We start from the raw sequence: 25,501 nt of genomic DNA on the forward strand, positions 1-25,501 counted from the left end.
AGAAAGTAAACAGCAGTGGATAATGACATCGAGGTTTAACTATGAAACGTTCAATTCTTTTGTACCTGGTGCCGGTGATGTTAATACCGGGAGCCGTAAACGCAGCTGAGATCTATAACAAAGACGGCAATAAGCTAGATATATATGGTAAAATCGATGGCCTGCACTACTTTTCTAAAGATAAAAACGCTGACGGCGATCAGTCGTACGTCCGTGGTGGCTTTAGGGGAGAAACGCAGATCGATAACCAGATCACAGGCTACGGTCAGTGGGAGTACAACGTTCAGGCGAACAATACTGAAGGGTCCAGTAACCAATCCTGGACTCGCCTGGCATTTGCAGGCCTGAAATTTGGTGATGCCGGGTCGTTCGACTATGGCCGCAATACCGGTGTGGTCTACGATGTAACCTCATGGACCGACGTGCTTCCTGAGTTCGGAAGTGACGGGAGTAACGGCACCTATGATGCTGATAACTTCATGCAGTCTCGTGCTAATGGCCTTGCCACCTACCGTAATTCTGATTTCTTTGGTCTGATCGATGGCCTTAATTTTGCTCTGCAGTATCAGGGTAAAAATGGCAGTGCAGGTGGCGAAGGTGCAACCAATAATGGTCGGGACGCACTCAGTCAGAACGGTGACGGATTTGGTACTTCCGTCACCTATGACATTGGCGATGGCGTCAGCGCAGGTTTCGCATACTCGCATTCCCGACGTACTGACGATCAGAACAGGCTTGCGGTCGGACGTGGTGATTATGCCGAAACCTATACGGGCGGGCTGAAGTACAATGCCAACAACATCTACCTTGCCACACAGTTCACGCAAACCTACAACGCCACTCGTCTGAGCGGAAATGGCGCGCAGGACTCCATTAGTGGATTTGCGAACAAAGCGCAGAATCTGGAAATGGTTGCTCAGTATCAGTTTGACTCGGGTCTGCAACCTTCCATTGCGTACCTGCAATCTAAAGGTAAGAATATTGAAGGTTTCGGGGATCAGGATCTGTTGAAATATATCGATGTTGGTACGACGTATAACGTCAATAAAAACATCTCGACTTATGTTGACTATAAAATAAACCTGCTTAAAAACAATGAGTTCACACAACGCGCTGGGATATCAACGGATAATATTGTTGCCCTCGGGTTAGTATATCAGTTCTGAGTGCTTAACCTCCCAGTTCAACGACTCAGAGACCGGACTGGGGGGATTTTTGTAGGCCATCAAAGGATGAAAGGAAGAAGATGAGAACGCAGAAAAAATGTCTGGCGTATGTGTCTATTGTGGTTGATGACTATGATAAGGCTATTGACTACTACACCGGGAAATTGGGTTTCACTCTCATAGAGGATACGCCTCAGGAAGGTAAGCGCTGGGTTGTTGTGTCACCTAATCCGGAAAGCGACTGTAACCTGTTGTTATCCCGGGCGTCTAATGAAACGCAGAAAGCCTTTATCGGTAATCAATGTGGTGGCCGCGTCTTCTTGTTTCTGCAAACTGATGATTTTTGGCGGGATTACCACGCCATGAAGGCTGCTGGCGTACAGTTCTGCGAAGAGCCCAGAGTAGAAGAATACGGAACTGTCGTTGTCTTTGAGGATCTCTACGGCACGCGTTGGGATTTATTGCAAAACACCTAACCGTTGTAATATCACAGGCATGGATTACGCCATGCCTGCCTGCGAACTCTACCTCTACCAGTCATACCCCATACTGACAGATTCTTCTTCTTTCTCACCGGTGTACGGGTTGAACTTCGACGTGCCGCTAACGCTTACCTTGCCGTTTCTCGTCGTATAGGTTTCTTCCTGATTAAAATTACCGAACATCGATCTTTTTTCGGTAAACTCCGGTGAGCCCGCATTTTCATCATGCCACTTAAGCTCGTTCTTTTTATATTCAGTGACCGATGAAGATGCCGTGCTGGTTGGTTCAGGAGCAGTATAACCATATCGACCAGCAGGAAGATCGGCAATTGCGCCCGTCGCAAATGACCCTAAAATAATGGGGATAAGGATGTTGAAAATGTTCCTTTTGGTGTTGTGCATATCTGCCTTCCTTCCCAGAAGATTAAAACTAAAACACTGCATTGAATGAGTTGGCTTATTTACCAGCCGAAGCGTGCACCTCCATCAGTGCTATTATCCACGCGACCTCTTTCCTGGAGACGTTGCGCACGTTTCTGCCTGAAGTACTCTTTCTTCTGCTCTGCGCTCATGTGGTCTGTTTTGTTAGGACCGTAGGGGAAAGGTGAACAATTATATATATAAGTACAGGGACGGTTTCTGCTGGCATCCGTATTATAGGATCCTGTCTCACCTGAGTTACAGGCTGCCAGCATAAACAGAGGGATAGCCAAAAATCCCTTTCGTAAAACGCTCATGATGTGAGCTCCTTGTTAGTGTGCTGATTTGTATGTGAAAATCAGTATTGTCCAATCCCCTTTTTTAGGATGTTAACACCATCATCAGGTGATAACAATAATCATTACCAAATTTATAGCCCTTTAGAGATGAGGTCAGAGCAGTTCGCCCTACTCAATCGTCAATATTATCTGGTATTGGGTATCCTGCGCTGTTCAATACTTCATTTAACGTCAGAGATTCGCCGATATCAGGCCATTCGATGCCCTCTGGCGTAATTTTGTAATTTTTTAAATCAGCGATCCGTGCCTGCTTTAGCAATGGAAACCAATAATACGGAATCGACAGAATCAGTCCGTTTTTCAACTCCAGACAAATATGATGAGCAGTATAACGAGCTTTTTTCATTTCCAACATAGAATTTCCCTCAATAAAATATCAACAAAAATGGAAAAGTTCTGGAAAGCACTGTGACTCGTTAGATGCTACAAGGAAATATCGCCATGGTCAGCTTAAGATACTAAACGGGTGTTTTTTGATTAAAAACCGAATCCTCACAGCAGGATATTATCCCCTGCACTACCTTAGCGCTGAGGCGCTTATCCTTCGATATCGCCGTTTCTCACTGCCATTCTGATTGCCTCTACGGTCGTGGCGACGCCTAACCGCTGCCGGGCCGCACGAAGATGATTTTCCACCGTACGTGGAGAAATTCCCAGCGTCACTGCAATGTCCGCCTGTCTCCGGCCGGCTGCCGTCCATGCCAGAACTTCGCGCTCACGCTTCGAAAGCGTCCCTTCAGTTTGTTCACGTAAGTGGCCCTTCATCCTGCGCAACGTATAGAACGCCGTAACCGCTACCAGCTGGATGCTGAGGCGAGCCTCCGACGAGGTGTCGATTTTCTCTCCACCGAAACTTGCGGCCCCTTCCAGCCCATGCAAGCCAAAAACAGGGATTTGCAAACCGTGAACGCCACTTCCCTGCGGTTTGCGCACCACCCGATACTGCTCGCCGGTTTGTCCTGAACATTTGCTCCAGTAAAATGGTTCGTCGGTTTCTAATATATGCTGTGTTACCGGACAACGGTGCATATAGGTTAGCTCATCGACTTTTTCGCCGTTAAACCAGTCGCCTTCGACCCAAAAAATCCTGTCAATAATAGCGTCATGGTTAACAGAGGCGGAGTAAAAGACATAGCGGTTATAACCATACGATGTCGCGAACTGACGCACGGCAACCTGGACTTCCAGCGGATTTTTGCTGCTTTCGATCGTGATTGCCGTACGAATTGCGTTATTTTCCAGCATGAAGGCGCTCTTAACTGATTGCATCCAACAACGCTTTCGCGGCCAGTTTACCTAATGCGTTGCCGGCGAGTGGGCTGTCGCCGGTGAGCATTCTCCTGTCCTGATGCGTGGCGCCGCTGATATCCTTGTTTACTATCTCAAAACCGATGTTTTTCAACTGTTCGCCAAATTGCCAGGTTAAGTGTCCAGGCATATAACCAATATCCGGTGTCTGGGCATCCAGCGTATCCGGGAATGCGCAAATTTTATAACCGGCAAACAGGTCGTTACGCTCAACCGAAAGAAACGCGGCGGGTCCGTGGCAAAGCGAAATAATGAATTTGTCATTGGCCATGGCCCACTCGAGCACATTTTTCACTTCGGCGCTTGCGGGAAGCCCAATAAGCGCGCCGTGACCACCAGGTATAAATACGGCGAGATAATCAGAATCGTTGCCCAGCTCGGCACTGATGACATCCGCGAGTTTTAGCGGTGCTTTAAAGTGCTCATGGTATCTGGTAAACAGACCGGTAATCTCTTCATCCTCGGTTGGCATAGCCCAATATTCAAACTTCACTGGGTTACCAGAGAGTGTCGCAATGTCGAAGCTAAAACCCGCTTTATCAAGGTGATACATAGGCAACAGCGTTTCTACCGGATGGTTTCCCGTCGAGAAGAAAGTCCCGTTGTCCATCTGCAGATAGCGCTCATCGGCACATAACATCAGGATCTTCCAACGTCCTCCCGTGTAAGGCGAAGGATAGCTGGCACCGCTAAGATTTGACCGGGGGGAAGTAAACTGGCTGAGTGAGTATGGTGAAGGGAAAAAAGCATCATATTCAGCCGGATCTGGCGTTGGACGTTTATCATTGGAGGTATTCACAGTCATGGTATTCTCCTGTAATTAACGAGATGGCCTTCCCACTATAGAATGTTAACAATACATGTAAATAAGGGATTTCCCTCAGAGTCACGGTATCATGCTATTTAAGGCTGCGAATAACTCATTGTTTTACATTACACTCAGTGTTGTTACCGTCAGAAATAGATATCCATGACAACTGTGATGATTAGCTCGTCCATGAGCTAATCCCTACCCTCTTAAATTATGCGCAGGCGGCAATACGGTCATTGAGCGTGTCGCTTATCTTCTCAACCATCGGAGAAATACTTTCCTTGGTTCGTTGATTGCGCTCGATATTAATGTTGAAAATATCCGTTATTGTGCTGGGATGCCCGCCAAGCAGACATACACGGTCTGAAAGCATTACTGCCTCCTCAACGCTGTGTGTCACCAGTAGCATCGAGCGTGTTTTAATGACCCGGTTTTCCCACAACTCGATAAGATCCTGACGAAGTTTATTGCCCGTGAAAATATCCAGCGCTGAGAACGGCTCATCCATCAGTAAAAGGTCAGGCTCTACCGCCAGCGCGCGGGCAAAACCGACTCGCTGGCGCATTCCTCCTGAGAGCTCTCGCGGATAGGCTTTCTCGTAGCCGGAAAGACCGATGAGATCCAGCATATCCATCGTTCTTTTCCCAACTTCGTCTGAAGAAAGTCCCTGAGCCTGTAAGCCAAATGCGACGCTATCGAACACATTTAACCATGGAAAAAGCGCAAACGACTGGAAGACCATACTGGTATTTTTTCCCGGTCCGTTAACAGGCAGGTCACAGCAAACAATAGAACCGAAATCGGGTTCGACAAGGCCGGCAACCATACGCAGAAGCGTTGATTTTCCAGAGCCGGAACGGCCGAGTAACGCCACAATCTCATTCTCTTTTATCTCAAGGTTGATATGCTCCAGCACGGTGACTTTTTGCTTCCGCTCTTTATTAAAAAATTTAGAGACGTTTTTAACTTCTAATACCAATGGTGATTTTTTCATAGTAAATCCTGCGATCCGGTTATTACTCATTAGTCGAATTTGAAACGGTTTTCTGCGTAACGGTACATAGGTTGCCAGACGAAAATAATGCACAGCAGCACCATGAAGCACATTGCCAGACATCCCAGCGCTTGTTGTGGATTTTGGCCGGCGTCACCGGCAAGGGAAATAAAGGCACCGAGCCCATTGGTTTGTAGGGTGATTTTTCCCCAGTTCAGTACTTCGGCAGCGATAGCCGTATTCCAGGCCCCCCCGGCAGCAGAAATTACCCCTGTCACGATGTAAGGGAAGACAGCCGGAAGCGTGAATTTTGTCCACCACAGCCACCCGCGCAGATGAAAGACTTTACTCGCCTCCACCATCTGGCTGGGGATCATTGATGTCCCGGCAATCACATTAAAAAGTACGTACCATTGTGTTCCCAACATGATCATCGGGATGGTCCAGCTCCCCAAATCCTGGTGCCATGCCACAATCATGAAAGCAATCAGCGGATAAAAGACGTTGGCAGGAACCGCGGCTAATACCTGGATAATGGGCTGGAACAAACGTACCAGCTTGGGTCGCAGACCAATCCATACGCCCAGAGGCGTAAAGATAACCACGCTGAGTACCATAGCGGCAATCACCCGCGCGGCAGTTAATCCCATCCAGCCCGGGAGTGACGACAAATACTCCCGGGGAATGAACAACCACAGCTGGTGTCCGTAATAAATACAGCCAACGACGATTGCCAGATACCACAAACTGGACCACAGCCAGTTCATCTGGCTCAGGAAAGCAAAAACGCGATGCAACTTTAATCCGTACCATGCTTTCGGTAGTACAAACAGCCAGAACAAAGAGAACTGCTTACAGGCGCGACCCAGACCTTGCCCTATCATTGAATGGCTCAGGCATTGATAGAACCACGAGCTGGGCACTTTTCTGTCACTAACATCCTCATATTTAAACTGATGGGCGTAGCGAACCAGCGGGCGAAATAGCAGTTGGTCAAAGATAACGATATTAACGATAAGCGCTAACACACCACGGAGTATGCCTGGAAGGCTGCCGTCCTGTAGCGCAATACCAATATAAGAACCAACACCTGGTAAATTCGTACTGCCGTCCCCTACCGTCAGCATCTCTGAGGCAATCAACGCGAACCAGGCGGCAGACTGCGACACCATGGTATTCCACAGCAAACCCGGAAATGAATAGATGAACCCCAGTCGCCAGAATTTCTGCCACGGGTTATAGCGGAACGCTTCCGTCGCTTCTGCCAGCTCGTTGGGCACAACTCTGAGCGTCTGGTAGAGCGTCAGCATCATGTTCCACGCTTGCGCGGTAAAAACGGCAAATATTGCAAGCCCTTCCAGTCCCATTACGCTATGAGGATAAAGCCCAAGGAAAAACGCAGTGGTAAAAGTCAGGAAGCCCACTAACGGAACGGATTCCATAAAGTTAACGAAGGGCAAAATGACACGTCTCATCGGAACATATTTTGCTGCCAGTACCGCAAAGACGATTGAAAATATCATTGAGTAAAACAGCCCGATAATCAGGCGCATGGTGGTGCGAAGCGTGTAGTAAGGAAGAAAATGATAATCGAGGTTTAGCGCGGGTAAATCACGCCCATTGAATGCGCTATGCATCCCCTGCCAACCGTAGATAAATAAAAGAATACTTGCCACAAGAATAAATCCGACAACCACATCGTTAAGCACAGAAGTTGTCTTGCTTCTGTGATTTGTCAAAGCATGCATAATAAGAGTCTCCGCTCATTAATTCATGCGCAGGGAAAAATCTTCACTGAACATGAATGAATAATGCAAGATGAGAGTTACAAACCCAAATTAGCCATAGAGGAATGCAGGCGTCACCTGCCCTCTATGGCATATTACGAATTAAGGCAGCAGCGTGTCGATATAATCCTCAACAGCGCGCTGTCTTTTTTGCGCTAGTTTTTGCAGGAAGCCACTGACGAGATTTTTCCCATCAGAGAGCGTTTTATTAATGGAGAGTGGTGATGAATTTCTCGCTGGCTGACAGGTATCCGCCAGCGCTGAAAAATGAATTGTGCTATTAGCATCAACGTAAAACATATAGCGTTTGGTTGTGAGCAGCATGCTACACCTCACCTAAGTGCATAAAATGAAAGGTCAATATCTGACAGCTTTAAGGCAACTGCCGTGACCACCTCCATTGCATACACCTGATTTCAATGCAGATAGTCAGCCTGTGCTTAGCCCTCTCGATGGAGGTTCATCAGAAATGTTATGCGTCATAACGCTTCTCCTCTTGGAAATATGGGGTTAATTCGGGGATACCGGGATGATTCCGATGAGAACATCACGCTACCTCAATGTTTATTTTGAGGCGCAATCACATGATAAGTGGGATTGCTGCCCGCCGGGACCGGCAAGCAGCGACAGGAATTTTTGCGCTAGCTCGCCTTATTATTAAGTTCAGGATAACTGTCCAACGCATGACTCCTGTTTGAAAGATGCCTCATTATAGCTATGCGGCTTCAACGGTAAATTAAAAAATCACTTCCAGTTATGAATTGTTTAGCTATGACAAGATAAGAGTTAATGTTTCAAAACAATACGGCTTGTGCCTTTTCATGTATCTACCGTCGCCAGTTATCGGAACAGCGATTGTCGACGATAAATAATTACAGGGTTAAACGTGATGATACAGACTTTCACTGAAAATCGATTAAATAACAAAGTTAGGTAAAGTTAAAAGTAACCGTACAATATCTTACGCAATCTGTCTTTGTCACAAAGAAAAATTGTCATAGGTTTATCCGTCATCGTGTTTAAAACGGAGAGTAATATGACAGATAAAATGAAAGTTTCACGTCGAAAATTCTTGCTAGGATCCGGTGTCATTACGGCAGCAACGTTAGTCACTGCGCCAGAAGCATTAGCAAGGAATATAGTGACAGCGTCCCCTGAAGGTGCACCTCAACAACAAGGAGCTGCGTTATCTAAAAAGTATCACTATCAGTTTAGCGGAGAAATGCCCGATAAAATCCCCGAAGGCTATAATATCCTTTTCATCACATCGGATCAGGAGCGTCACTTTGATCCTTATCCGTTCCCCGTACAGGGCCGTGAGCGCTTAATGGAATCGGGAACAACATTCACCAACCATCATATTTGCAGTAGTGTTTGTACACCTTCTCGTTCGGTGTTATATACCGGCTTGCATATGCCAGAGACTAAAATGTTTGATAACCCCGGTTTTCCGTGGATGCCGGACAGCCTTGATCCTGAATTAGGTACCATTGGTAATATCATGAGCGAAATAGGTTATTACCCTGCATATAAAGGAAAGTGGCATTTAAGTACTTTAATGGAGGATCCTGTTGCTAAAAACGCTGATGGCAATACCGATATTGGCATGATCCCCAGAGTTAAGCTTCATGAAATCATGGAGGGTTATGGTTTTCACGATTATAGCGGAATTGGTGACATTATCGGACATAGTCATGGCGGATATTTATATGATGAACTTACGGCGGGAGAAGCGATAAACTGGTTGAGGGATAAAGGCAGTGAACTGCAAAGTAATAATAAGCAATGGTTTCTGGCTGTTAATCTGGTTAACCCACACGATACCATGTACATAGATACTGACACCGACGATGATAAAAACCAATGGCGCGGTGCTCTGATTCTGAACAGTAACTCTTCAACTCCCAATAAAGCGCCGCAGAACACGATTTATCGGGATTCATGGCCCGAAGTTCCGCTGGCTCCTTCCAGACACCAGGCGTTCAGCGAGCATGGCAGGCCACCAGCGCATCTTGAGTATCAGTTGTGTAATGGTTTGCTGGTTGGGAATATTGCCGATCAGGACCGTCGCTGGAGAATTCTTCAGGATTATTACTTTAACTGCATCCGTGATAACGATACTCAGCTGGTCAGGATCCTCGATGAGCTGGATGCGCTAGATTTAACCAAAAATACTATTATTGTTTATACTGCCGATCATGGTGAGTTATGCGGTGCTCATCAGATGAATGGCAAAGGTACCTGCACTTATAAAGAGCAAGTTCATGTGCCAATGATAATCAGTCATCCCGCATTTCCCGGTGGCAGAAAATGTGCTGCTCTGACCTCTCATTTAGATATCGCCCCCACTCTGGTGGGCCTGACGGGAAGTGCAAATAAATCCAGGAGTACCACCCTAAAAAACCGTAAAGGATATGACTTCAGCACTTTGCTATTTAATCCGGAATCATCCCCGATTGACGCGATTAGAAAGGGTATCTTGTATTGTTATGACATGTTGTTGTTTTCTGATGCTACCTACGTTGGCAACATGTTTAAAATAATCAGGAATGAAGCGCTAAGCCGAGAAGAAAAACAAAAACGCTTTTCTGTCCTCTCTCCGGACCTCAGCAAAAGAGGCGGTGTGCGGATGATGTATGATGGTCGATATAAATTTACGCGCTATTTTTCATTACAACAACATCATACCCCTCACACCCCAGATGAACTTTTTAGTCTTAATGATATTGAACTGTATGATCTGAAGTCGGATCCCCATGAGATGAACAATCTGGCAAATAACCAACAAAACGTGCCGTTGATTATGGCCATGAACGACAAACTCAATACTCTATTTTCAAACGAAATAGCGGGAAATGATGATGGAAGTTGGATCCCTCCCCTTCATGGGATTCAGTGGGATCTCGATCCAGAAAGAGTACATCGTTTGATGAGAGATTAATTCTATTGGGGGGAGAATATCATGTATCGTCAATGCCATGTTATGGCTAAACCAGGTGGTGCAAAATGCAATATTGATTGCAAATATTGCTTTTACCACGAAAAGCAGTCGTTGTACCCGCAGCGTAAGCAACACTGGAAAATGTCTGAGGAAACTCTGGAAGCGTATATTAAGCAGCATATTGCGGCACAGCATTCCCATCCGGTAACGTTCTCCTGGCAAGGAGGTGAACCGCTTCTCTTAGGCCTTCCCTTTTTTCAGCGAGTTATCCGACTGTGTCAGCGTTATGGTCAGGGGATGAAAATAACTCACACGTTACAAACCAACGGGATCCTGCTCAACGAAGAATGGGCGAGCTTTCTCTCGCAACATCGCTTTATGGTCGGGCTCTCTGTTGACGGGCCCGAAGACTTGCACGATCGTTATCGCGTCAGCCATTCAGGTAAAGGTAGTCATCGGTTTGCAATGAAAGCGCTGTCGCTGCTACGCCGCTTCCAGATAGATTTCAACACATTGACGGTTGTAGGACGGCATAACGTCGCTCACGCCGGTGAGGTCTATGAGTTCCTGCGGCGTAACGGCTCACGCTACATGCAATTCATTCCGCTCGTTGAACGAGTGAGTAGCGAACCGGATCCAACGCTCAGGCTGGTACCCCCCGAAATACAGCACGCGCGTCTGGCCCCCTGGTCAGTCCCTTCAAAGCAGTACGGTGAGTTTCTTAGTCAGATCTTTGACATCTGGATCCGTCGGGATATTGGCCATATCTCTGTGCAAATGTTCGATGTTGCCATGGCTGCCTGGTCCAGGCAGCCAGCCGTTTTATGCGTTCACGCCGAAACCTGCGGTCATGCTTTTGCATTAGAGGCGAATGGCGACCTGTATAATTGCGATCACTATGTGTATCCGGAGCATCTTCTGGGGAATATCCATCAACGTAGTATCGATGTCATCAACAACAGTGAAGCCGCAATCTCGTTTGGCCTGGCAAAAAAGTTAACCCTCACCGACGACTGCAAGGTCTGTCAGTTTCGCTTTGTCTGCCAGGGTGGGTGTCCAAAGCACCGCTTTGCGCGCTCGTCATCGGGAGCGGCGGGTCATAACTATCTATGCGCGGGCTATCAACATTTTTTCAAGCATATCCAGCCCGTTATGAATCTGTGGGCTGCATTACTGGCCCGTGGTTGCCCACCAGCGTCGCTGATTCAGTATTTGCGTGAGCAGCACCGATTCTCACTTCGTCGAGTGCGGTAAAGAATTGCTGCAATAGCCGTGAACGAGACTCCTGGCGGTGGAAAACCACCATCGGGACGGTGAGGGTTTCTATCAGTGGTACATAGGCAATCCCGGGCATTGAAATCAAACGGGCGGATGCAGGTGCCACGGTCATTCCGTAACCTGAGGCAATGAGCAGCAACGCTGAGTCGTACTGCTCTACCTCAATGATTCGCTGAGGTTTAACCTCGAGTGAGGTCAGCCTGGCGAGTAACTCATCGGCAAGACTGGGTCTTTTTTGGTTGGTATAAACGATGAATCGCCCCTCGCTAAACGCTGCTAATGGGACAGCACAGCCGCGTTGGGCCAGCGGATTCGTCTGCGGCAATACGGCGATAAGCTGTTCCTGATACAGCGTAGTTTGTTCTATGTCATCGGCAATAACATTGATTCGGCCAATACCGACATCGATATGTCCAGCACGTAGCGCCTCTACCTGCTGCACACTGTTCATCTCCACTATCTGCACTTCCACGTCAGGGCACATCTGCATGAAGCGCCTGACAACGGAAGCCAGGTGTGCATGAAAATTGGCTGAAACAAAGCCAATTTTGATAACGTTATCCTCCTGGTTGAACATGCGCTGTGCATACCCTTGCATCCGCTCTGCACGCTGCAAAATCTCTCTCGCTTGCTGATAAATGAGTTCTCCCGCTACGGTTGTCTTTAATGGCCGGGAACGTCTGTCGATGAGCAGTCCCCCCATTTCATGTTCCAGCTCCTGGATCCGCTGGCTTAATGGTGGTTGCGATATGCAAAGAAGTGCGGCGGCTTTGGAAAATGATCCTAATTCCACCACGGTAACAAAATACTTTAAACGCCGTAGATCCATCTATCCCTCCTGGGTCAGGCAAAATGATGAGGCTCTATATCAAGCTGATATTCTGGAGACCACAATGGTATTTCCTCTTGGGATTTTTTTAAAACATACTTTGAAGGTCGTTTAATCTCGGTATAAATATACGTAAGAGTATTTCAATATGAAAAATAAAATTGCATTAGAGGAACATTTCGCCATTCAGGAAACTACTGAAGACTCCCATGAGTATATCTACCCTGATAAATGGGAAGATATAAAACGTAATATTCAGGGAGTGGGTGAGCAGCGACTTCGTCAGATGGATAACGCGGGAATCGAGATGGCAATTGTATCATTAAATGCGCCCGCCATTCAGTGTATCCGCGATCCTGTTCGAGCCGTAGAGGTGGCCCTCAGAGCCAATGATGCGCTGGCGGAACACATTGAAAAACATCGTGACCGCTTTCGTGGGTTTGCCGCTCTGCCGATGCAAGTCCCGGATGCGGCCATTGAGGAAGTGATCCGATGCTTTGTGGATTTGGGGTTCGTGGGTGCACTGGTCAACGGCTTTTCCCAACATGAACGTGAGGATTCAGCCCTTTACCTCGATGATGCTCGTTATCATACATTTTGGGAGACATTTGCCGCCTTCCAGCGCCCTTTTTATCTTCACCCACGTAACCCACTCCCATCCCGGGCGCAGGCATATCAGGGGCATCCCTGGCTTCTGGGATCTGCGTGGGCGTTTGGCGTTGAAACATCGACACATGCTTTGCGCCTGATGGGCTCGGGATTGTTTGACCGGCATCCAGAGCTGCAGGTAGTGCTGGGTCACCTGGGCGAAGGCTTGCCAGCGCTTATCTGGCGAGTTGATCACCGGGTTGAGAATGAGCCCAGAGGCTATTCATGCCAACAAACGTTCCAGCACTATTTCAGCCATAATTTTCACGTCACCACCTCGGGGAATTTCCGTACCTCCGCCCTGCAGGTTGCCATCCAGGAACTGGGCGTCGAGCGCATCATGTTCTCTACGGATTTTCCCTTTGAAGAGATGGCGTGGGCATCGGAATGGTTTGATTCTGTCCCGCTCAGTGATAATGATAAATTGAAAATTTCTCGTCACAATGCGCTGAACTTATTTAATCTTCCTGACTAATAAAAGGGTGATGAGGTCTATGCGGGCCTCATTTTTAATATCCTCCGTTAACGTTTTATTGAGTTAATCAGGCATACCATCGGGCTAGTGTGACTTTTGTTTAAAGGATGAACTATGTCAATGATTCGGCTTGTCGGGATACTTTTAATTCCCGGGTTATTAGCGGGCTGTGTCGATTTGGACCAAATGGGTATTCATCCGGAACTGAGGACCACCTGGATTGACAGGCCCCGCCCGGACGTTGAGCAGTGCCTCATTAATGCGGCTAAAGCGCAGCAGTTAAACTTAACACCAGGCGGTACCCTTCCCGGTAATACCGACAGGTATCTGCTGCAGGGGATCCAACAGAAAAATATTGCAGAAGTCGATATCAGAGCGGGGGATAATAATGTAACAGGAATTGACTTCTATTACTTCCCCGATACAGAAAACCGCTGTGAGGATATTGAATCAATGCTCGCTGCATGCAAAACGTAAAGGAAAACGGAATATTTATGAAATTATTTACCCACTGTACCCTACTATCGGCACTCTGCCTTTGTGCCACTCAGGCTATGGCTTTTCAGAGCACATCGCCAGAGCTGCCCTTTTCTGCCGGACACCCCGTGCGTTCAGAGCAACAGCTTCAGCAGTATAGCTACTCTGAACGGCATGAGCCGCTGCACAAAACGCCGCTGGGGGGCTGTCACGCGAGTCCTGTACCGGGTTGTAACTATCCCGTCGCCCCCGTGAAGGAGTAGAGACCACCGCTTTCTGACATTAACCGGCGGTGGTCGCACAGCAGTTATTTTGCGGTCACCGGGTCGGGTGCAGGAAGTGCATCGTTTTCTCCCGGGTCGATCCCCGTACCGTTACGCTCCGCCAGCAGGCGGCAAATTTCCGCATGCTTGTCTTCGGTAAAGGTAAAACGCGACATGATGGCAAGACGCAGCACGGAACCCACGGCAGGCAGCAGACAAATGCCGAAGAAAAGCCCCTGCAGCACCCCTCCCGTCTGGCTCGTGGCCTGCGGAATATAGCCAATGAGCGTCAGAAATACGCCAATCAGCCCCCCACCGACGGCCACCGACATTTTGCCGGTAAAGGTCTGCCCGGAGAAGGTGATCGCCGCGCAGCGTTTATGCGTGTGGTACTCCGCGTATTCGATGGTATCGGCAATCATCGAAGAGGTCAGGATATTGGTCATCATCACGAAGATATTGCTGAGACCAAGCAGCAGGAACAGCAACCATGTGAACTGATATCCGGCAAACCACATCACTATACGCACCACGATATCGAGCCCGCAGAGCAGGATAAACAGTTTTTTCTTCTGCATCCTGCGGGTCAGCATCGGCCCCACCAGGCATACCACCGCGGCAACGATCCCCATCAGGCCTATCATCATCTGCAGGCTGCCATCGCCCATGTTGTAGATGAAGAAGTAGATATAAAGCCCATTGGCGACGTTGTGGAACACGCAGAAAAAGAACGACAGCAAAATAACAAACAGCGGTTTGTTATGCCGAAGATTGCGGAAGGTATCGCGAATAGTGACCTTCTCGCCGCTGGTTGGCACCCGCTCCTTTATCTGGAAAAAACCGTTAATCATCAACGGCAAGCCTGCCAGCATCATCACCAGCGCGGCCATGAAATAGCCTTTATCGTCACTGAACCGGGAGAAGAATGCCGCCAGTTTCGGAAAGAAAATGCTGGCGCAGGCGATACCGGCGTTAACCCCAAGCATAGCGGCGGTAACCGCACGGGTGCGTTGCCCGGAGTCGTTAGTCATTACCGAGGACATCGACCAGAATGGGATATCGGAGATAGCGTACAGCGTTCCCCATAAAATGTAGGTAACGCCGGCATAAAGGATCTTGGTGGTCGTGTCGGCTTCAATCTTATAAAACGACAGCAGCGTGGCGGCGGTTATCAGCAGCGGCGCAATCAATAAAAAGTGACGAAACTTTCCGAAGCGGCTGTTGATGGTGTCCATAATACTGGCAAACAGCGGATCGTGGACGGCATCCCAGGCTCGGGCAATCAGGAAAATAGTACTGGCGGCAAGCGCGGAAATGCCCAGCACATCGGTATAAAAATAGTTAATAAAAGAACCCACTAAACCAAAGCTAAAACACTGACCGAGCCCGTAGCCAAAATAGGACCACAGTTCGCGTGACGGTATGTTCATTGAATTTGCCATAGCGTGTACCTTCCGCAGATCCGGCAGCGCACTGCCGGATTTCCGGTTATTAATATTATTATCAACGTGCCGGGTGCAGACCAATCCGGCTAAGTTTACCCACCAGAGCCATTTCAGCCCGCGAGAATGGGATCCCGTTCTCTTCGAAGACGTCGTGGAACCACAGACGGCAGTAATCCGGAGAATTCACCATGACCACCGGCCACGGCAGCCAGGTTTGCGTTTTACCCCGTACCAGGCCCCACTGATAGGGTGCGACGTTGGCGGCGTGCATCAGCGGTAGCTGCTCCTCAATGGTGCTGCCCACGTGACGGGCCAGCCATTCGGTGCAGAACAGCGGCCTCCCCAGTTGCTCCAGCTGGTGAATAATCGCCACCATACGCGCGGTATTGGTGTAGGCATGGAAGCTGATGACGTCGGAAAGCGCCAGCGCCGTCTGATCCAGCGGGTGCTGGTAGAACACCTCGTTCTCCTGTTCCGGCGGCAAACGCCAGGCGCAGACGGTTAACGGCTGTTGTGGATCCTCATTCCGCACCCATTCGAAGGCGTTCTGCATCAATTCGTGGGCGTAGCGCTCCAGCTTTTCGTCGTACTGTACTTCAACGGTACCGGTCGCGAAAATACCGCGGTTGCCCGGCTCGTTATACAGATCCCACAGCAATACGCGCGAGTCGGTACGAAACTCGCGAACGATGTCGCGCACGTAGCGCTCGATCTGCGGCCAGTCGTCCCGATTACAGACCTTTGCCCTGCCCGGGCTCGCCGCCGCCTGGCTGTTGTGTTTGCCCGGCACCGGCGCCTTTTGCGGACCCAGGTACGGTTCATCGCCGGAAAAACCGCAGTCATCCATCAGCGTCAGCATGGTCCGAATGCCATAGCGGTCGGCAATCGTCAAAAACTGGTTAATACGCTGAATCAGTCCGTCGCGATCGGCCTCCCAGACGATAAACGGCAGGTTAATGCGCAGACTGTTATAACCTGCTTTTGCCGCCCAGCCCAGTTCGCGTTCGATGGTTGGCGCATCGAAGGTCTCCTGTTGCCAGATATCCGTCCAGTTCACCGCCGTTGATGGCAGATAGTTAAAACCGCACAGCCAGCCTTGCTGCTGATACCACGCCTGTGCCTGCTCCCGACTCCACTGTTTTTTCATTACTTGTCCTCACTGATAATGATTAGCTAATAATTATTAGCTGGTGATGAAATGAGCAAACACCTTTGTGGTGAAAAGCGATAGCAATCACAAAGAACATCAGCAATGACCAAAAATTGTGACTGTTAACACAGCCTTATCTCTGTGTGGTTTTTAGTAATGCAGAGTATGATGTGGCTAAGATAAGCCTTAAAGGTGAGGAAGTATGAAGCGGAAGAGCAAGGTCACGATGAATGATATTGCGCGCAGTGCGGGGGTCTCACAGGCCACTGTCTCCCTGGTGCTTAATGAGTCCCGCAATATCAAACTCAGTGAAGAGACCCGCCAGCGGGTGATTGCTATTGCCACCGAGCTTGGCTATGAGCGTCTTCCCGGCGTTCATACTCCGCGTAATCAGGAAGAAATTGCCCTGCTGGTAAGTTCCCTGCAAAGTTACGATCCGTTTATCGACGCCATTAGCCAGGCGCGGGAAGCGGCGTGGCGTAATGAAATTTTGCTGACGCTCTATGAATACGGTGACGATGCCGAGCTGGCGCTGAACATCATTCGCCAGCTGGAAAAACGTAATTGTGTGGGGCTTATCCTCGCCTCTCCGGTAACGACTCTTGTGGATATGACGGCATTTCTCGACTGTACCGCCATCCCACTGGTGCTGTTAAACCAGCAGGATCCGAACAACCCGCTGTTGCCGTCATTTATCCCGGATGACTTCGCTAACGCCTACCAGGTGACAAAGCATCTTATTCAACAAGGTGCCACGCGCATCGCCCACATCACCGGTGAAAGCTGGATGGAGGCCACTCGTCAGCGGCTGGCAGGTTATCAGGCTGCGCTGGAGCAGTTCGGCATTCCCCCCCGCGATGAGTGGGTTCAGCAAACTAACTGGCAGTTTAATGAATCCTATCAGGCCACCCTTTCGCTGCTGACGCTTGCAGAACGACCGGATGCGATATTCTGCGCCAGCGACTGGCTGACTATCGGCTGTTACCAGGCGCTGTCGACCCGTGGGGTTCAGATACCGGAATCGATGCTGGTAGCCGGTTACGACGACCAGAAGATCTCCGAGCAGCTGAACCCACCGCTGACCAGCGTTCAGCTCCCTTACGGTGAGCTTGGCCGTCTGGCGGTGGAATATCTCTGCCGTGCCGAAGATGCCCCCGCCCAGCTCAAACTGGCTGGCCGGTTGAAGGTCCGGCGTTCAACGAAGGCGGACTAGCGCAAAAAATCTTCGTCGCTGACTTTTTCAAGCCAGGTGACCGGGCTGCCGTTGAGGGATTCTGCAATCGCGATGTGAGTCATCGCGGTCGAGGCCGTTGCGCCATGCCAGTGACGAACATCCTCCGGGATCCACACCGTGTCTCCCTGATTGATGGTCTGCTTCTCTTCGCCCTCACATTGGATCCACCCCTGCCCGTGGACAACAATCAGGGTTTGTCCCAGCGGATGCGTATGCCATGCGGTGCGGGCGCCGGGTTCAAACGTTACCGTTGCGCCGCCCACCCGTGCAGGTGGTGTGGTGCTGAACGGCGAATCAATACGTACCTGTCCGGTAAAATACGCTTCCGGGCCTTTGGCGGAAGCAACGGTCGCGTTACGAATAATTTTCATCAGGGTTAACTCCAGGCTTATGAGGGAATGGCTAAAGTGTAGCGCCGCTACGCCTGGAGTATTAGTCGCTCAACGTGATTAGGACTTATGAGCTGTGCTCATGAATGCACTGACTGTTGAACACGCTTTTTATACAATACGTGCAGCGCCAGAGGGTGCTGCTCCGGTAGCGCCGGATGGAGAAATGTCCCCTGCCGCTGGAACCCCAGTCTTTGCATCAGCGTTTCCGACGGCGCGTTGTGGATAGAGGTAAAGGACACCACTTCCGCGAGTTTCAGGGTTGTGAAGGCATAGTTGAGCGCAGCTTCTGCCGCTTCGCGCGCCAGGCCCTGGTGCCAGTAACGTTTCTGTAAACGCCAGCCAATCTCCGTACAGGGGGAAAAGGCGAAACGGTCCGGCTGAGACAACAATCCAACGCCGCCAATAAAATCCCCGCTCTCCTTGTGCTCCACCGCCCAAAACCCCCAGCCCTGATTTTGCGCCACGATGGTTTTGAAGCGGTGGGCGAGCTGGTCACTCTCTTCTCGGTTCAGCGTGGCAGGGAAATACTTCATCACCTCGGGATCGGCGTTAAGCGCGGCGAAGGGTTCGAGATCGCTCTCCTGCCACTGGCGTAAGATTAAACGTGGGGTTTCAATCACTTTCCGTCTCCTTTAGCTGACTTTTACTATCCATAACACAATCATTTCTATAAAGAAATTGTACAGTCACTATGATTAAGATACACCGTGGTTTATTGCTCAGAACATTCATCACGTCTCAGGAGGAAGTATGGCCCCGGAATTATCAGGTATTGATGTCATGTTTGTCGCCGGCTTTGGCCCGATTACGCAGAGTACGCAGGCCAGTAGCGCTTTTTACAAAGAGACTCTGGGACTGCCGCTGAAAGCGATGGATGGCAACCCCGACTATCTGCTTACCGGGCACGATGCGCTGGGCGGCGTTAAGCACTTCGCGCTCTGGCCGCTCAGTCAGGCGGCTGAATCCTGCTTCGGGCAGGCGCAGTGGCCGGATTCTCACCCGCGGCCGCAGGCGTGGATAGAGTTTGAAGTCAGGGATATCACGCTGGCGACCCAGGCGCTGCTGGATAAGGGTTATGTGCTACTGGTGGCGGCCCGCGAGGAGCCATGGGGGCAAACGGTCACCCGCCTGCTGAGCCCGGAAGGCCTGCTGGCGGGCGTCACCGTGACGCCGTGGTTACGTGATAACACGCCATAACCACAGCGTCACGGTGGCGGTGAATTACAGCGCTTTGTCCTTCGAGGTTTTACGTAACCACCATGAAGAGGTGCTTCTTGTCAGCGGCGGCGCGTTATTAATCTCCTCCATGCTGAGGTGGGAGGTTTCGCGCAGCTGACGCGTACACCAGGCGAGTAATGCCAGCGCCAGTGCGCCATAAATCGCTACCCCGGTCGGATTCTGGTTACTCATGATAAGAATCGAGGTGGCGATACTGGACGCGGTCCCCCCTCCCAGCGCTGCACCAATCTGGTAGCTTGCCGAAATCCCCGAATAGCGCATCTCCTGTGGGAACTGCTCGCCAAGAAATGCCGGGATAGGCCCCTGCGTCGCCCCCATCAGCGTCCCGATCATCGCATAGGCAATAAGTGACATTGTCACGTGCATCGTGCGAACCACCGGGAAGAAGATAAAGAAGCCGATGGCCATGATAAAGCCGCCAAATACCATCACGTTACGCCGCCCGTACTTGTCCGACAGATGGCCAAACAGCGGGGCTGAAAGAATAATGGTGACCGAGGTCATAATGTCGAACAGCAGCGCGGTGTTATTGCTGTAACCCAGCTGCGTGGCGTAGGCCAGAAAGAAGGTACTGCCAATATAGGCGATGGTGACATAACCGAAGGCAATCCCGGTGCACAGCAACAGTTCGCGCGGGCGCTGGCGCCAGGCGGCGACAATCGGAAAGGTATCGTGTTTGGGGCCTTTCTGTACATCGTCGGTCATGTTACGCATCCTGGCATACAGCCCGAACAGCACCAGCACGCCGCCCAGCCAGAACGGGATACGCCAGGCAAACTCCGCCAGATTACCCCCCGAGGCGAGGCTGACCATGCCGAAGACCGCAGAACCGAAGATCCCGCCAATACCTATCCCCATGCTGGTAAAACTACCCCACAGCCCCCGGCGACCCTTTGGCGCGGATTCAATGCCAAACAGCGCGGCGCCGCCCCATTCCCCTCCGGCGGCCAGGCCCTGCAGCAGGCGCAGGAGAACCAGCAGCACTGGGGCCATAATGCCGAGCGTGGCGTGTCCCGGCAGGCAGCCAATCATAAATGTACTGGCGCCCATCAGGGTCATGGTGGTCATCAGCACCTTTTTACGGCTGAACTTATCACCGAAATGACCAAACAGGATCCCCCCGACGGGACGCGCGAGGAAGCCCGCGCCAAAGGCGCTGAGGGAAATCAATGTCCCCATCAGGCGGTCGATTTCCGGGAAAAACACTTGAGGAAACACTAATGCGGCAGCCGTGCCATAAATAATGAAATCATAAAATTCGAGGGCAGTTCCCAGCCCCGAAACGCAGAAGGTCTTAAGCGCCGTCAGTGACGACACCTGAGAGGATGATTCAGACATGGCTGGCTCTCTTCAGAAATGGATGGATCCGTTGTCGGCGAAGTATTGCGGGTGACCGGCGGCGTATTCGAGCTCGCCGCTCCTGCAATCTATCGCGATGGTCAACAGCGTTTCCCAGCGTTCCGTATCGGGTAAAGACATATCCGGAATGAAGCAAATGGGCGCTTCACTTCCCGCCATGCCGCACATGGCGGCGGCTCTCTGCCGCGCAGGACGGTTCTCCATGCTGTGCTGCGTCGCCCGCACATGCGCCAGTCGCTCATAGGTGGTCGAGACATCCGGCGTCCGCTCGCCGGGTTCCAGCTCCGGGGCCAGGAAATGGTTGGTATGCAGCAACCAGCTGTTCTGATTTGGTGGCACCACCGCCACGCGTGCCGGGCACATTTCAATGCTGGCGGCCCGCAGAGGTGCATCTTCGGCCGAAAACACGCTCAGCACCGTCGAGGCGCTGACGGCCGCGCTTCTGGCGATGTCGATGGCCTGCTGCACGCTGCTGGCCTCTTCGAGAATACGCCGGGCGATAGCATGCACCGGTACCCCGCCGCTGCCGTTGTCGCTTTCGTGATGCAGAATGTTGAAATGCAGGCCAATCCCGGCGCTATTCACGCCAATTTTCCCCAGGATGCCAAACTCGGTGAACAGTTTTACGTTAAATCCCGTGCGGGCGATAAACTGCAGCATCAGGCCGTGTGGCGTCAGGCTGTCGTGCCAGTCCCAGGTCTGAATGGTCTGCGGCGCGGCGCTACCTGCGGGCGCATAGATAGCGGTGGAACACTCGCCTTCCTGAGAGGCCGGCATGATGGCCATAATCTCGGTACGCGCATTGAGGCTCGCCAGCTGCCAGGTCGGCAACCCGGCACCAGCGGCAGTGGCAATCACTTCGCTTGCCAGGTGCGGACACCAGGCTTCAAGCGCCGATAGGCTGTCTTCCCCGATCCTTCTGACCTCTCTGGCATCGATACCGGTACGGGAGAAGAAGTCCAGGTACAGCGCGGTGGTGTGCTGGATCTCCTTCGCCCAGCGCTCACCGATGGCTTTACCTAACGCATGGGCAGACTGCTGTTCACTTCTGAACTCATAAACTTTCATTTTTTGCTTCCTTATTATGTGGTTGTGGCGCGGTATAGACTTCCTGTCCCGCGAAGTAGGTTTTGATGACCTGGGTATCACGTACGGCTTCGGGTGAAACGGTAAAAATATCGCGATCGAGGATCACCAGGTCCGCTTGTTTCCCTTTTTCCAGCGAGCCGATTTGCTTATCGAGACGCATCGCTTTGGCGGCATTAATGGTGTACGCCTGGAACAGGTCCATCCGATCCAGCTTTTCTGCAGGATCCAGCACACCTTCCGGCCCTTTGCGGGTCATCCCCTGATAGATGGCTTTCCACGGGCTTGGCGTGCTGACCGGCCAGTCGCTGGCGCCCGCAATCACCGCACCATCGGCAATCATCGAGTGCACCGGGTACTGATTTTCAAAGGCGGTGGTGCTGACATAAGGTTTAAACAAATCGACAGAGTTGGGATCGGCCGCCGCCCAGAACAGCTGCATCACGGCAATCACCCCCAGCGACTTAAATCGCGGGAAATCTTGTGGGTTGACGGTCTGCATATGGGTAATAGAGTGTGGGATCTGGCTGTCGCCCGCTTTTCGGGCTTCTTCTATGCCGTCGAGCGACGCGCGTACCGCCCGGTCACCAATCGCGTGAATATGTACCAGCCAGCCGCGCTTATCCGCCGCCGTCACCAGCTTGCCGAAGGTTGCCGGATCCAGCAGCAGTTCACCGTATTTACCGGTATTACGGTACGGCTCCAGCATTGCGGCCGTTTGCGCCGGGTATTCCGCCACCCCGTCGGCAAAGACTTTGATACCCGGAATTGTTAAATTCGGGACATTCAGATAACGCTGGCGGACTTTATCCAGCTCGTCGAGGTCGCGCGGGGTCGCTTTTGATGGGGCGAGCATCAACGCCGCCACGTGTGCGGTCAGTTCGCCTTTTTCCGCCAGCGCCTGATAAATTGGCAAGACGCCCACCGACGCGTTGGTGAACTTCACTCCCGGTGCATCGTTAGCAATAGGATCCATCCAGCCGGTGACGCCAAGTCGGTGATATTCACTGAGGGCTTCCCGGGCACCCTTCAGCAGTTTTTGCTGACTGTACGGTGGCAGGCGCTCCATCAGGCTGTACAGCCCGGCATCGGCCAGAAAACCGTTCGGCGTCCCGTCCTGGTGATGCCCAATGGTGTTGACGGCCTCGCCCTTCAGCGCTTTAACCTGCTCCGCCGTTACGCCATAGCGTTTCAGCAGCGTGTTATTCGCCCAGCCGGTATGCTGATCCCAGGCGACGAAAATGATGGGGCGGTCTTTCCACTCCCCCTGGTTAAAATGCTTATCAAGCTCATCGAGGTGACTCCAGTACGAAGAGGGAAAGCCGTTAACCAGCAGAATGTCTCCGCGCCGGGCTTTACCGCTTTTATCCCCCTCCCGCATCACGCTTTCCAGCGTAGCAATGCTTACCATCTGGCTGTCGATATCGGTAGAAAGCAGCTGTAACCCGCCGCGAATGGCATGCGAGTGCGCATCCAGAAGCCCCGGCATCATCACTTTTCCCTGTAAATCCACCACCCGGGTGCCGGGCTGTTTTAGCCGCAGAATATCCTTATCATCGCCCACGGCGAGGATCTTGCCGTTTTCAATAGCGATGGCTTCCTGCAGGGATTGTTTATCCTCAGCGGTATAAATTTTGCCACTGTGGAAAATGAGGTCGGCGCTGGAGAGCGCGGGTAAAGATGAGGTCATGCAACATACTGAAAGTACACAAGGAAAGAGAAAACGCATGGGCTAGAGTTCCTGGTTGGCGGGAATGCGATTTCCTTAATCTAGCGCATGTTAAAAAAAACACACGGGCGTTCAATTTTTTGATCATTTAATGTGAGTTTTTTGTGAACGATTTAGTGCGTTGATTTTTAAAGATAAAAAGTGAGGTTTTTTCAGAAGGTTTAGCAGCGGTGAAATATTGGTTCTTTGATAGCTTTCACAAATCATCGTGCAAAAAGAAGGGAAAACCGAGTTATGACGACATTTGCGCTAGTTTTTCGGCAGCGTTTGTGGCAACGCGCAGGCGCGCGGTAGCACTCCGCGTTTCACCATCCTCAAGAAACCAGACGGCGGAAAGACCACTCCAGGCGATAATCCACTGCAACAACCGGGAAGGTTCCAGTCGGGCCTGTTTTGCCACCAGCATGACCTGAGACGCGAGTCTTTCTGCTGAGCCAGACAGCACATCAGAGGGATTACAGAACAGATTAGCGTAGTCAAAACCGCGTTCGCCAAAGAGCCCTTTGGGGTCGATAGCAAGCCAACCCCGCCCGCTAAAATCGAGAATATTGCCGTGGTGAATATCACCGTGCAGTGCGATTTCCTCTTCCGGATTTTGCAGGAGCTGTGCCGCGGTGCGCGCACAAAGCGCGAGTATACCGTGCTGGGGTGTCGCCAGTAACGCCTCAAACCAGACGTTTAGCGGAGTGAGTTCTGGGATTGCGCCAGGTCGACTATGGTGAAGTTGAGCGACCGTCTGGCAGATAATGACACTGGCCTGCGCATCCTGACCTTGTTCAACCATCGTGACAAGCGATCTCCCTCCGGTGGCGCGCTCGAGCAGGACCGCATTGTCAGCCCGTCTGAATACGCGTGCCGCGCCGTTGCCCTGCCACCCCTGGAGCAATCGTGATCCGATTATCTCCTCATCGGTATGCGCCACTTTCAACATCGCCTTCTCTCCGGCATAAATGACCGGTAAGAGCGAACTGGAGTGCGTGGCGATCGCCGCGCCATCAGGCGTGAGATGCCAGCATTTCAGATAAGGGGTGAAGTCGAACGGTACCGGAGTCATTCTGAGATAATACCATGATGTGCCCTGCTTTTTGACTTTCCCCCATGCGCCACTAACAATTATTCAGGTACGTCTACTGAGGTAATAATGATGAGTATCATGCTGGATCCCGAAACCGATCTGAAACTTGAGTGTATTGTCGATGTGCCGCGCCAGCTGGTGTGGGAGTGCTGGACAACGCCGGAACATATAAAGCAGTTTTTTGTACCGCTACCGCATCGGGTCAAACATTGCGAAATCGACCTGCGCGTGGGGGGCCGCTTTAACACCCTGTTTGAGGTCGACGGCAACGAAATGGAAAATAATGGCGTCTGGCTTGAGGTGGTTGACGGTAAAAAACTCGTGTTTACTGATACCTATACTGAAGGCTGGAAACCGAACCCGGAGCCGTTCATGACGGCAATACTGCTGCTGGAAGATGCGGAAAACGGCACCACCCGCTATACCGCCATTGCCCGTCACCGCAGCGCCGAAGCGCGCAAACAGCACGAAGAAATGGGCTTTCACGAAGGCTGGGGAATTGTGGTGAAACAGCTTGAAGCCTATGCGCACAAATTAATGAAAAAGTGACATTG

At 51.1% G+C, this 25,501-nt stretch carries 25 protein-coding genes; 9 read left to right on the forward strand and 16 right to left on the reverse strand.

The genetic code is table 11. From position 1 onward, the window contains the following. Positions 1 to 41: 41 nt before the first annotated feature. Both ompC and C7387_RS05790 read left to right on the forward strand, forming a co-directional pair. A complete protein-coding gene (gene ompC, locus C7387_RS05785) occupies positions 42 to 1,166 on the forward strand; it encodes a porin OmpC (protein ID WP_006820044.1) in 1,125 nt (374 codons plus the stop codon). Between the two features lie 80 nt (positions 1,167 to 1,246). Further along, positions 1,247 to 1,642: a VOC family protein gene (locus C7387_RS05790; protein WP_120816268.1), complete on the forward strand. Its 396-nt coding sequence runs from the start codon at positions 1,247 to 1,249 to the stop codon at positions 1,640 to 1,642. Between the two features lie 54 nt (positions 1,643 to 1,696). Here C7387_RS05790 and C7387_RS05795 read toward each other — a convergent pair whose 3' ends face one another. The 7 genes from C7387_RS05795 to C7387_RS05825 form a co-directional block, all read right to left on the reverse strand. Continuing rightward, positions 1,697 to 2,050: a hypothetical protein gene (locus C7387_RS05795; RefSeq protein ID WP_038257475.1), complete on the reverse strand. Its 354-nt coding sequence runs from the start codon at positions 2,048 to 2,050 to the stop codon at positions 1,697 to 1,699. Between the two features lie 489 nt (positions 2,051 to 2,539). After that, positions 2,540 to 2,782, reverse strand: a complete 243-nt coding sequence (locus tag C7387_RS05800) for a DUF2442 domain-containing protein (RefSeq protein WP_006820041.1) — start codon at positions 2,780 to 2,782, stop codon at positions 2,540 to 2,542. Positions 2,783 to 2,964: 182 nt separating this feature from the next. Next, the gene (locus C7387_RS05805) at positions 2,965 to 3,672 is read right to left on the reverse strand and encodes a PA1136 family autoinducer-binding transcriptional regulator (protein ID WP_244922345.1); all 708 of its coding nucleotides are present in this window, start codon (positions 3,670 to 3,672) and stop codon (positions 2,965 to 2,967) included. 10 nt (positions 3,673 to 3,682) lie between these two features. Beyond that, entirely contained in the window at positions 3,683 to 4,534 is an 852-nt protein-coding gene (gene hchA / locus C7387_RS05810; RefSeq protein ID WP_373896516.1) for a glyoxalase III HchA, read from the reverse strand. A 223-nt stretch (positions 4,535 to 4,757) separates the two neighbouring features. Further along, a complete protein-coding gene (locus C7387_RS05815) occupies positions 4,758 to 5,540 on the reverse strand; it encodes an ABC transporter ATP-binding protein (protein WP_244922346.1) in 783 nt (260 codons plus the stop codon). Between the two features lie 29 nt (positions 5,541 to 5,569). Next, on the reverse strand, positions 5,570 to 7,249 hold the full coding sequence (locus tag C7387_RS05820) for an ABC transporter permease subunit (protein ID WP_237723268.1): 1,680 nt from the start codon (positions 7,247 to 7,249) through the stop codon (positions 5,570 to 5,572). A 180-nt stretch (positions 7,250 to 7,429) separates the two neighbouring features. Then, a complete protein-coding gene (locus C7387_RS05825; protein ID WP_006820036.1) occupies positions 7,430 to 7,651 on the reverse strand; it encodes a hypothetical protein in 222 nt (73 codons plus the stop codon). A 712-nt stretch (positions 7,652 to 8,363) separates the two neighbouring features. On the opposite strand from C7387_RS05825, the gene C7387_RS05830 reads away from it, so the two are divergent. After that, positions 8,364 to 10,268, forward strand: a complete 1,905-nt coding sequence (locus C7387_RS05830) for a sulfatase family protein (protein ID WP_120816271.1) — start codon at positions 8,364 to 8,366, stop codon at positions 10,266 to 10,268. A 21-nt stretch (positions 10,269 to 10,289) separates the two neighbouring features. Beyond that, on the forward strand, positions 10,290 to 11,522 hold the full coding sequence (locus tag C7387_RS05835; RefSeq protein WP_120816272.1) for an anaerobic sulfatase maturase: 1,233 nt from the start codon (positions 10,290 to 10,292) through the stop codon (positions 11,520 to 11,522). On the opposite strand, the gene C7387_RS05840 is transcribed toward C7387_RS05835, so the two are convergent. Further along, entirely contained in the window at positions 11,419 to 12,375 is a 957-nt protein-coding gene (locus C7387_RS05840; protein ID WP_006820033.1) for a LysR family transcriptional regulator, read from the reverse strand. The two genes, C7387_RS05835 and C7387_RS05840, sit on opposite strands and share 104 nt — an antisense overlap. A gap of 148 nt (positions 12,376 to 12,523) precedes the next feature. Here C7387_RS05840 and C7387_RS05845 point away from each other — a divergent pair, with 148 nt between their 5' ends. Both C7387_RS05845 and C7387_RS05850 read left to right on the forward strand, forming a co-directional pair. Beyond that, positions 12,524 to 13,498 carry an amidohydrolase family protein gene (locus C7387_RS05845; RefSeq protein ID WP_120816273.1) on the forward strand — a complete coding sequence of 325 codons (975 nt, stop codon included), beginning with the start codon at positions 12,524 to 12,526 and terminating at the stop codon, positions 13,496 to 13,498. A gap of 114 nt (positions 13,499 to 13,612) precedes the next feature. After that, entirely contained in the window at positions 13,613 to 13,975 is a 363-nt protein-coding gene (locus C7387_RS05850) for a hypothetical protein (protein WP_040903557.1), read from the forward strand. Positions 13,976 to 14,282: 307 nt separating this feature from the next. On the opposite strand, the gene C7387_RS05855 is transcribed toward C7387_RS05850, so the two are convergent. Then, positions 14,283 to 15,680, reverse strand: coding sequence for an MFS transporter (locus C7387_RS05855; RefSeq protein ID WP_038257502.1), 1,398 nt, complete (start codon positions 15,678 to 15,680; stop codon positions 14,283 to 14,285). Positions 15,681 to 15,741: 61 nt separating this feature from the next. Then, complete coding sequence (locus C7387_RS05860) at positions 15,742 to 16,830, reverse strand: cellulase family glycosylhydrolase (RefSeq protein ID WP_120816274.1); 1,089 nt, start codon at positions 16,828 to 16,830, stop codon at positions 15,742 to 15,744. A gap of 205 nt (positions 16,831 to 17,035) precedes the next feature. Here C7387_RS05860 and C7387_RS05865 point away from each other — a divergent pair, with 205 nt between their 5' ends. Continuing rightward, positions 17,036 to 18,046, forward strand: coding sequence for a LacI family DNA-binding transcriptional regulator (locus tag C7387_RS05865; RefSeq protein ID WP_006820027.1), 1,011 nt, complete (start codon positions 17,036 to 17,038; stop codon positions 18,044 to 18,046). Here the strand turns inward: C7387_RS05865 and C7387_RS05870 are convergent. Both C7387_RS05870 and C7387_RS05875 read right to left on the reverse strand, forming a co-directional pair. After that, complete coding sequence (locus tag C7387_RS05870) at positions 18,043 to 18,438, reverse strand: (R)-mandelonitrile lyase (protein ID WP_006820026.1); 396 nt, start codon at positions 18,436 to 18,438, stop codon at positions 18,043 to 18,045. The two genes, C7387_RS05865 and C7387_RS05870, sit on opposite strands and share 4 nt — an antisense overlap. A gap of 98 nt (positions 18,439 to 18,536) precedes the next feature. Then, positions 18,537 to 19,079 carry a GNAT family N-acetyltransferase gene (locus tag C7387_RS05875; RefSeq protein ID WP_120816275.1) on the reverse strand — a complete coding sequence of 181 codons (543 nt, stop codon included), beginning with the start codon at positions 19,077 to 19,079 and terminating at the stop codon, positions 18,537 to 18,539. A gap of 130 nt (positions 19,080 to 19,209) precedes the next feature. On the opposite strand from C7387_RS05875, the gene C7387_RS05880 reads away from it, so the two are divergent. Beyond that, the gene (locus C7387_RS05880; RefSeq protein WP_120816276.1) at positions 19,210 to 19,656 is read left to right on the forward strand and encodes a VOC family protein; all 447 of its coding nucleotides are present in this window, start codon (positions 19,210 to 19,212) and stop codon (positions 19,654 to 19,656) included. 24 nt (positions 19,657 to 19,680) lie between these two features. Here C7387_RS05880 and C7387_RS05885 read toward each other — a convergent pair whose 3' ends face one another. From C7387_RS05885 to C7387_RS05900, 4 genes are all read right to left on the reverse strand, one after another. Next, positions 19,681 to 21,036, reverse strand: coding sequence for an MFS transporter (locus C7387_RS05885; protein WP_120816277.1), 1,356 nt, complete (start codon positions 21,034 to 21,036; stop codon positions 19,681 to 19,683). Positions 21,037 to 21,048: 12 nt separating this feature from the next. Then, positions 21,049 to 22,125, reverse strand: a complete 1,077-nt coding sequence (locus C7387_RS05890) for a C45 family autoproteolytic acyltransferase/hydrolase (RefSeq protein ID WP_120816278.1) — start codon at positions 22,123 to 22,125, stop codon at positions 21,049 to 21,051. Beyond that, positions 22,112 to 23,833: an amidohydrolase gene (locus C7387_RS05895; RefSeq protein WP_120816279.1), complete on the reverse strand. Its 1,722-nt coding sequence runs from the start codon at positions 23,831 to 23,833 to the stop codon at positions 22,112 to 22,114. The genes C7387_RS05890 and C7387_RS05895 overlap by 14 nt, the downstream gene beginning before the upstream one ends. Before the next feature lie 271 nt (positions 23,834 to 24,104). Further along, on the reverse strand, positions 24,105 to 24,926 hold the full coding sequence (locus C7387_RS05900) for an aminoglycoside phosphotransferase family protein (protein WP_120816280.1): 822 nt from the start codon (positions 24,924 to 24,926) through the stop codon (positions 24,105 to 24,107). A 96-nt stretch (positions 24,927 to 25,022) separates the two neighbouring features. Between C7387_RS05900 and C7387_RS05905 the strand changes: the two genes are divergently transcribed. Further along, on the forward strand, positions 25,023 to 25,496 hold the full coding sequence (locus C7387_RS05905; protein ID WP_038257593.1) for an SRPBCC family protein: 474 nt from the start codon (positions 25,023 to 25,025) through the stop codon (positions 25,494 to 25,496). Positions 25,497 to 25,501: the final 5 nt, after the last annotated feature.

The organism is Yokenella regensburgei (assembly GCF_003634235.1).
Classification (GTDB): Bacteria; Pseudomonadota; Gammaproteobacteria; order Enterobacterales; family Enterobacteriaceae; genus Yokenella; species Yokenella regensburgei.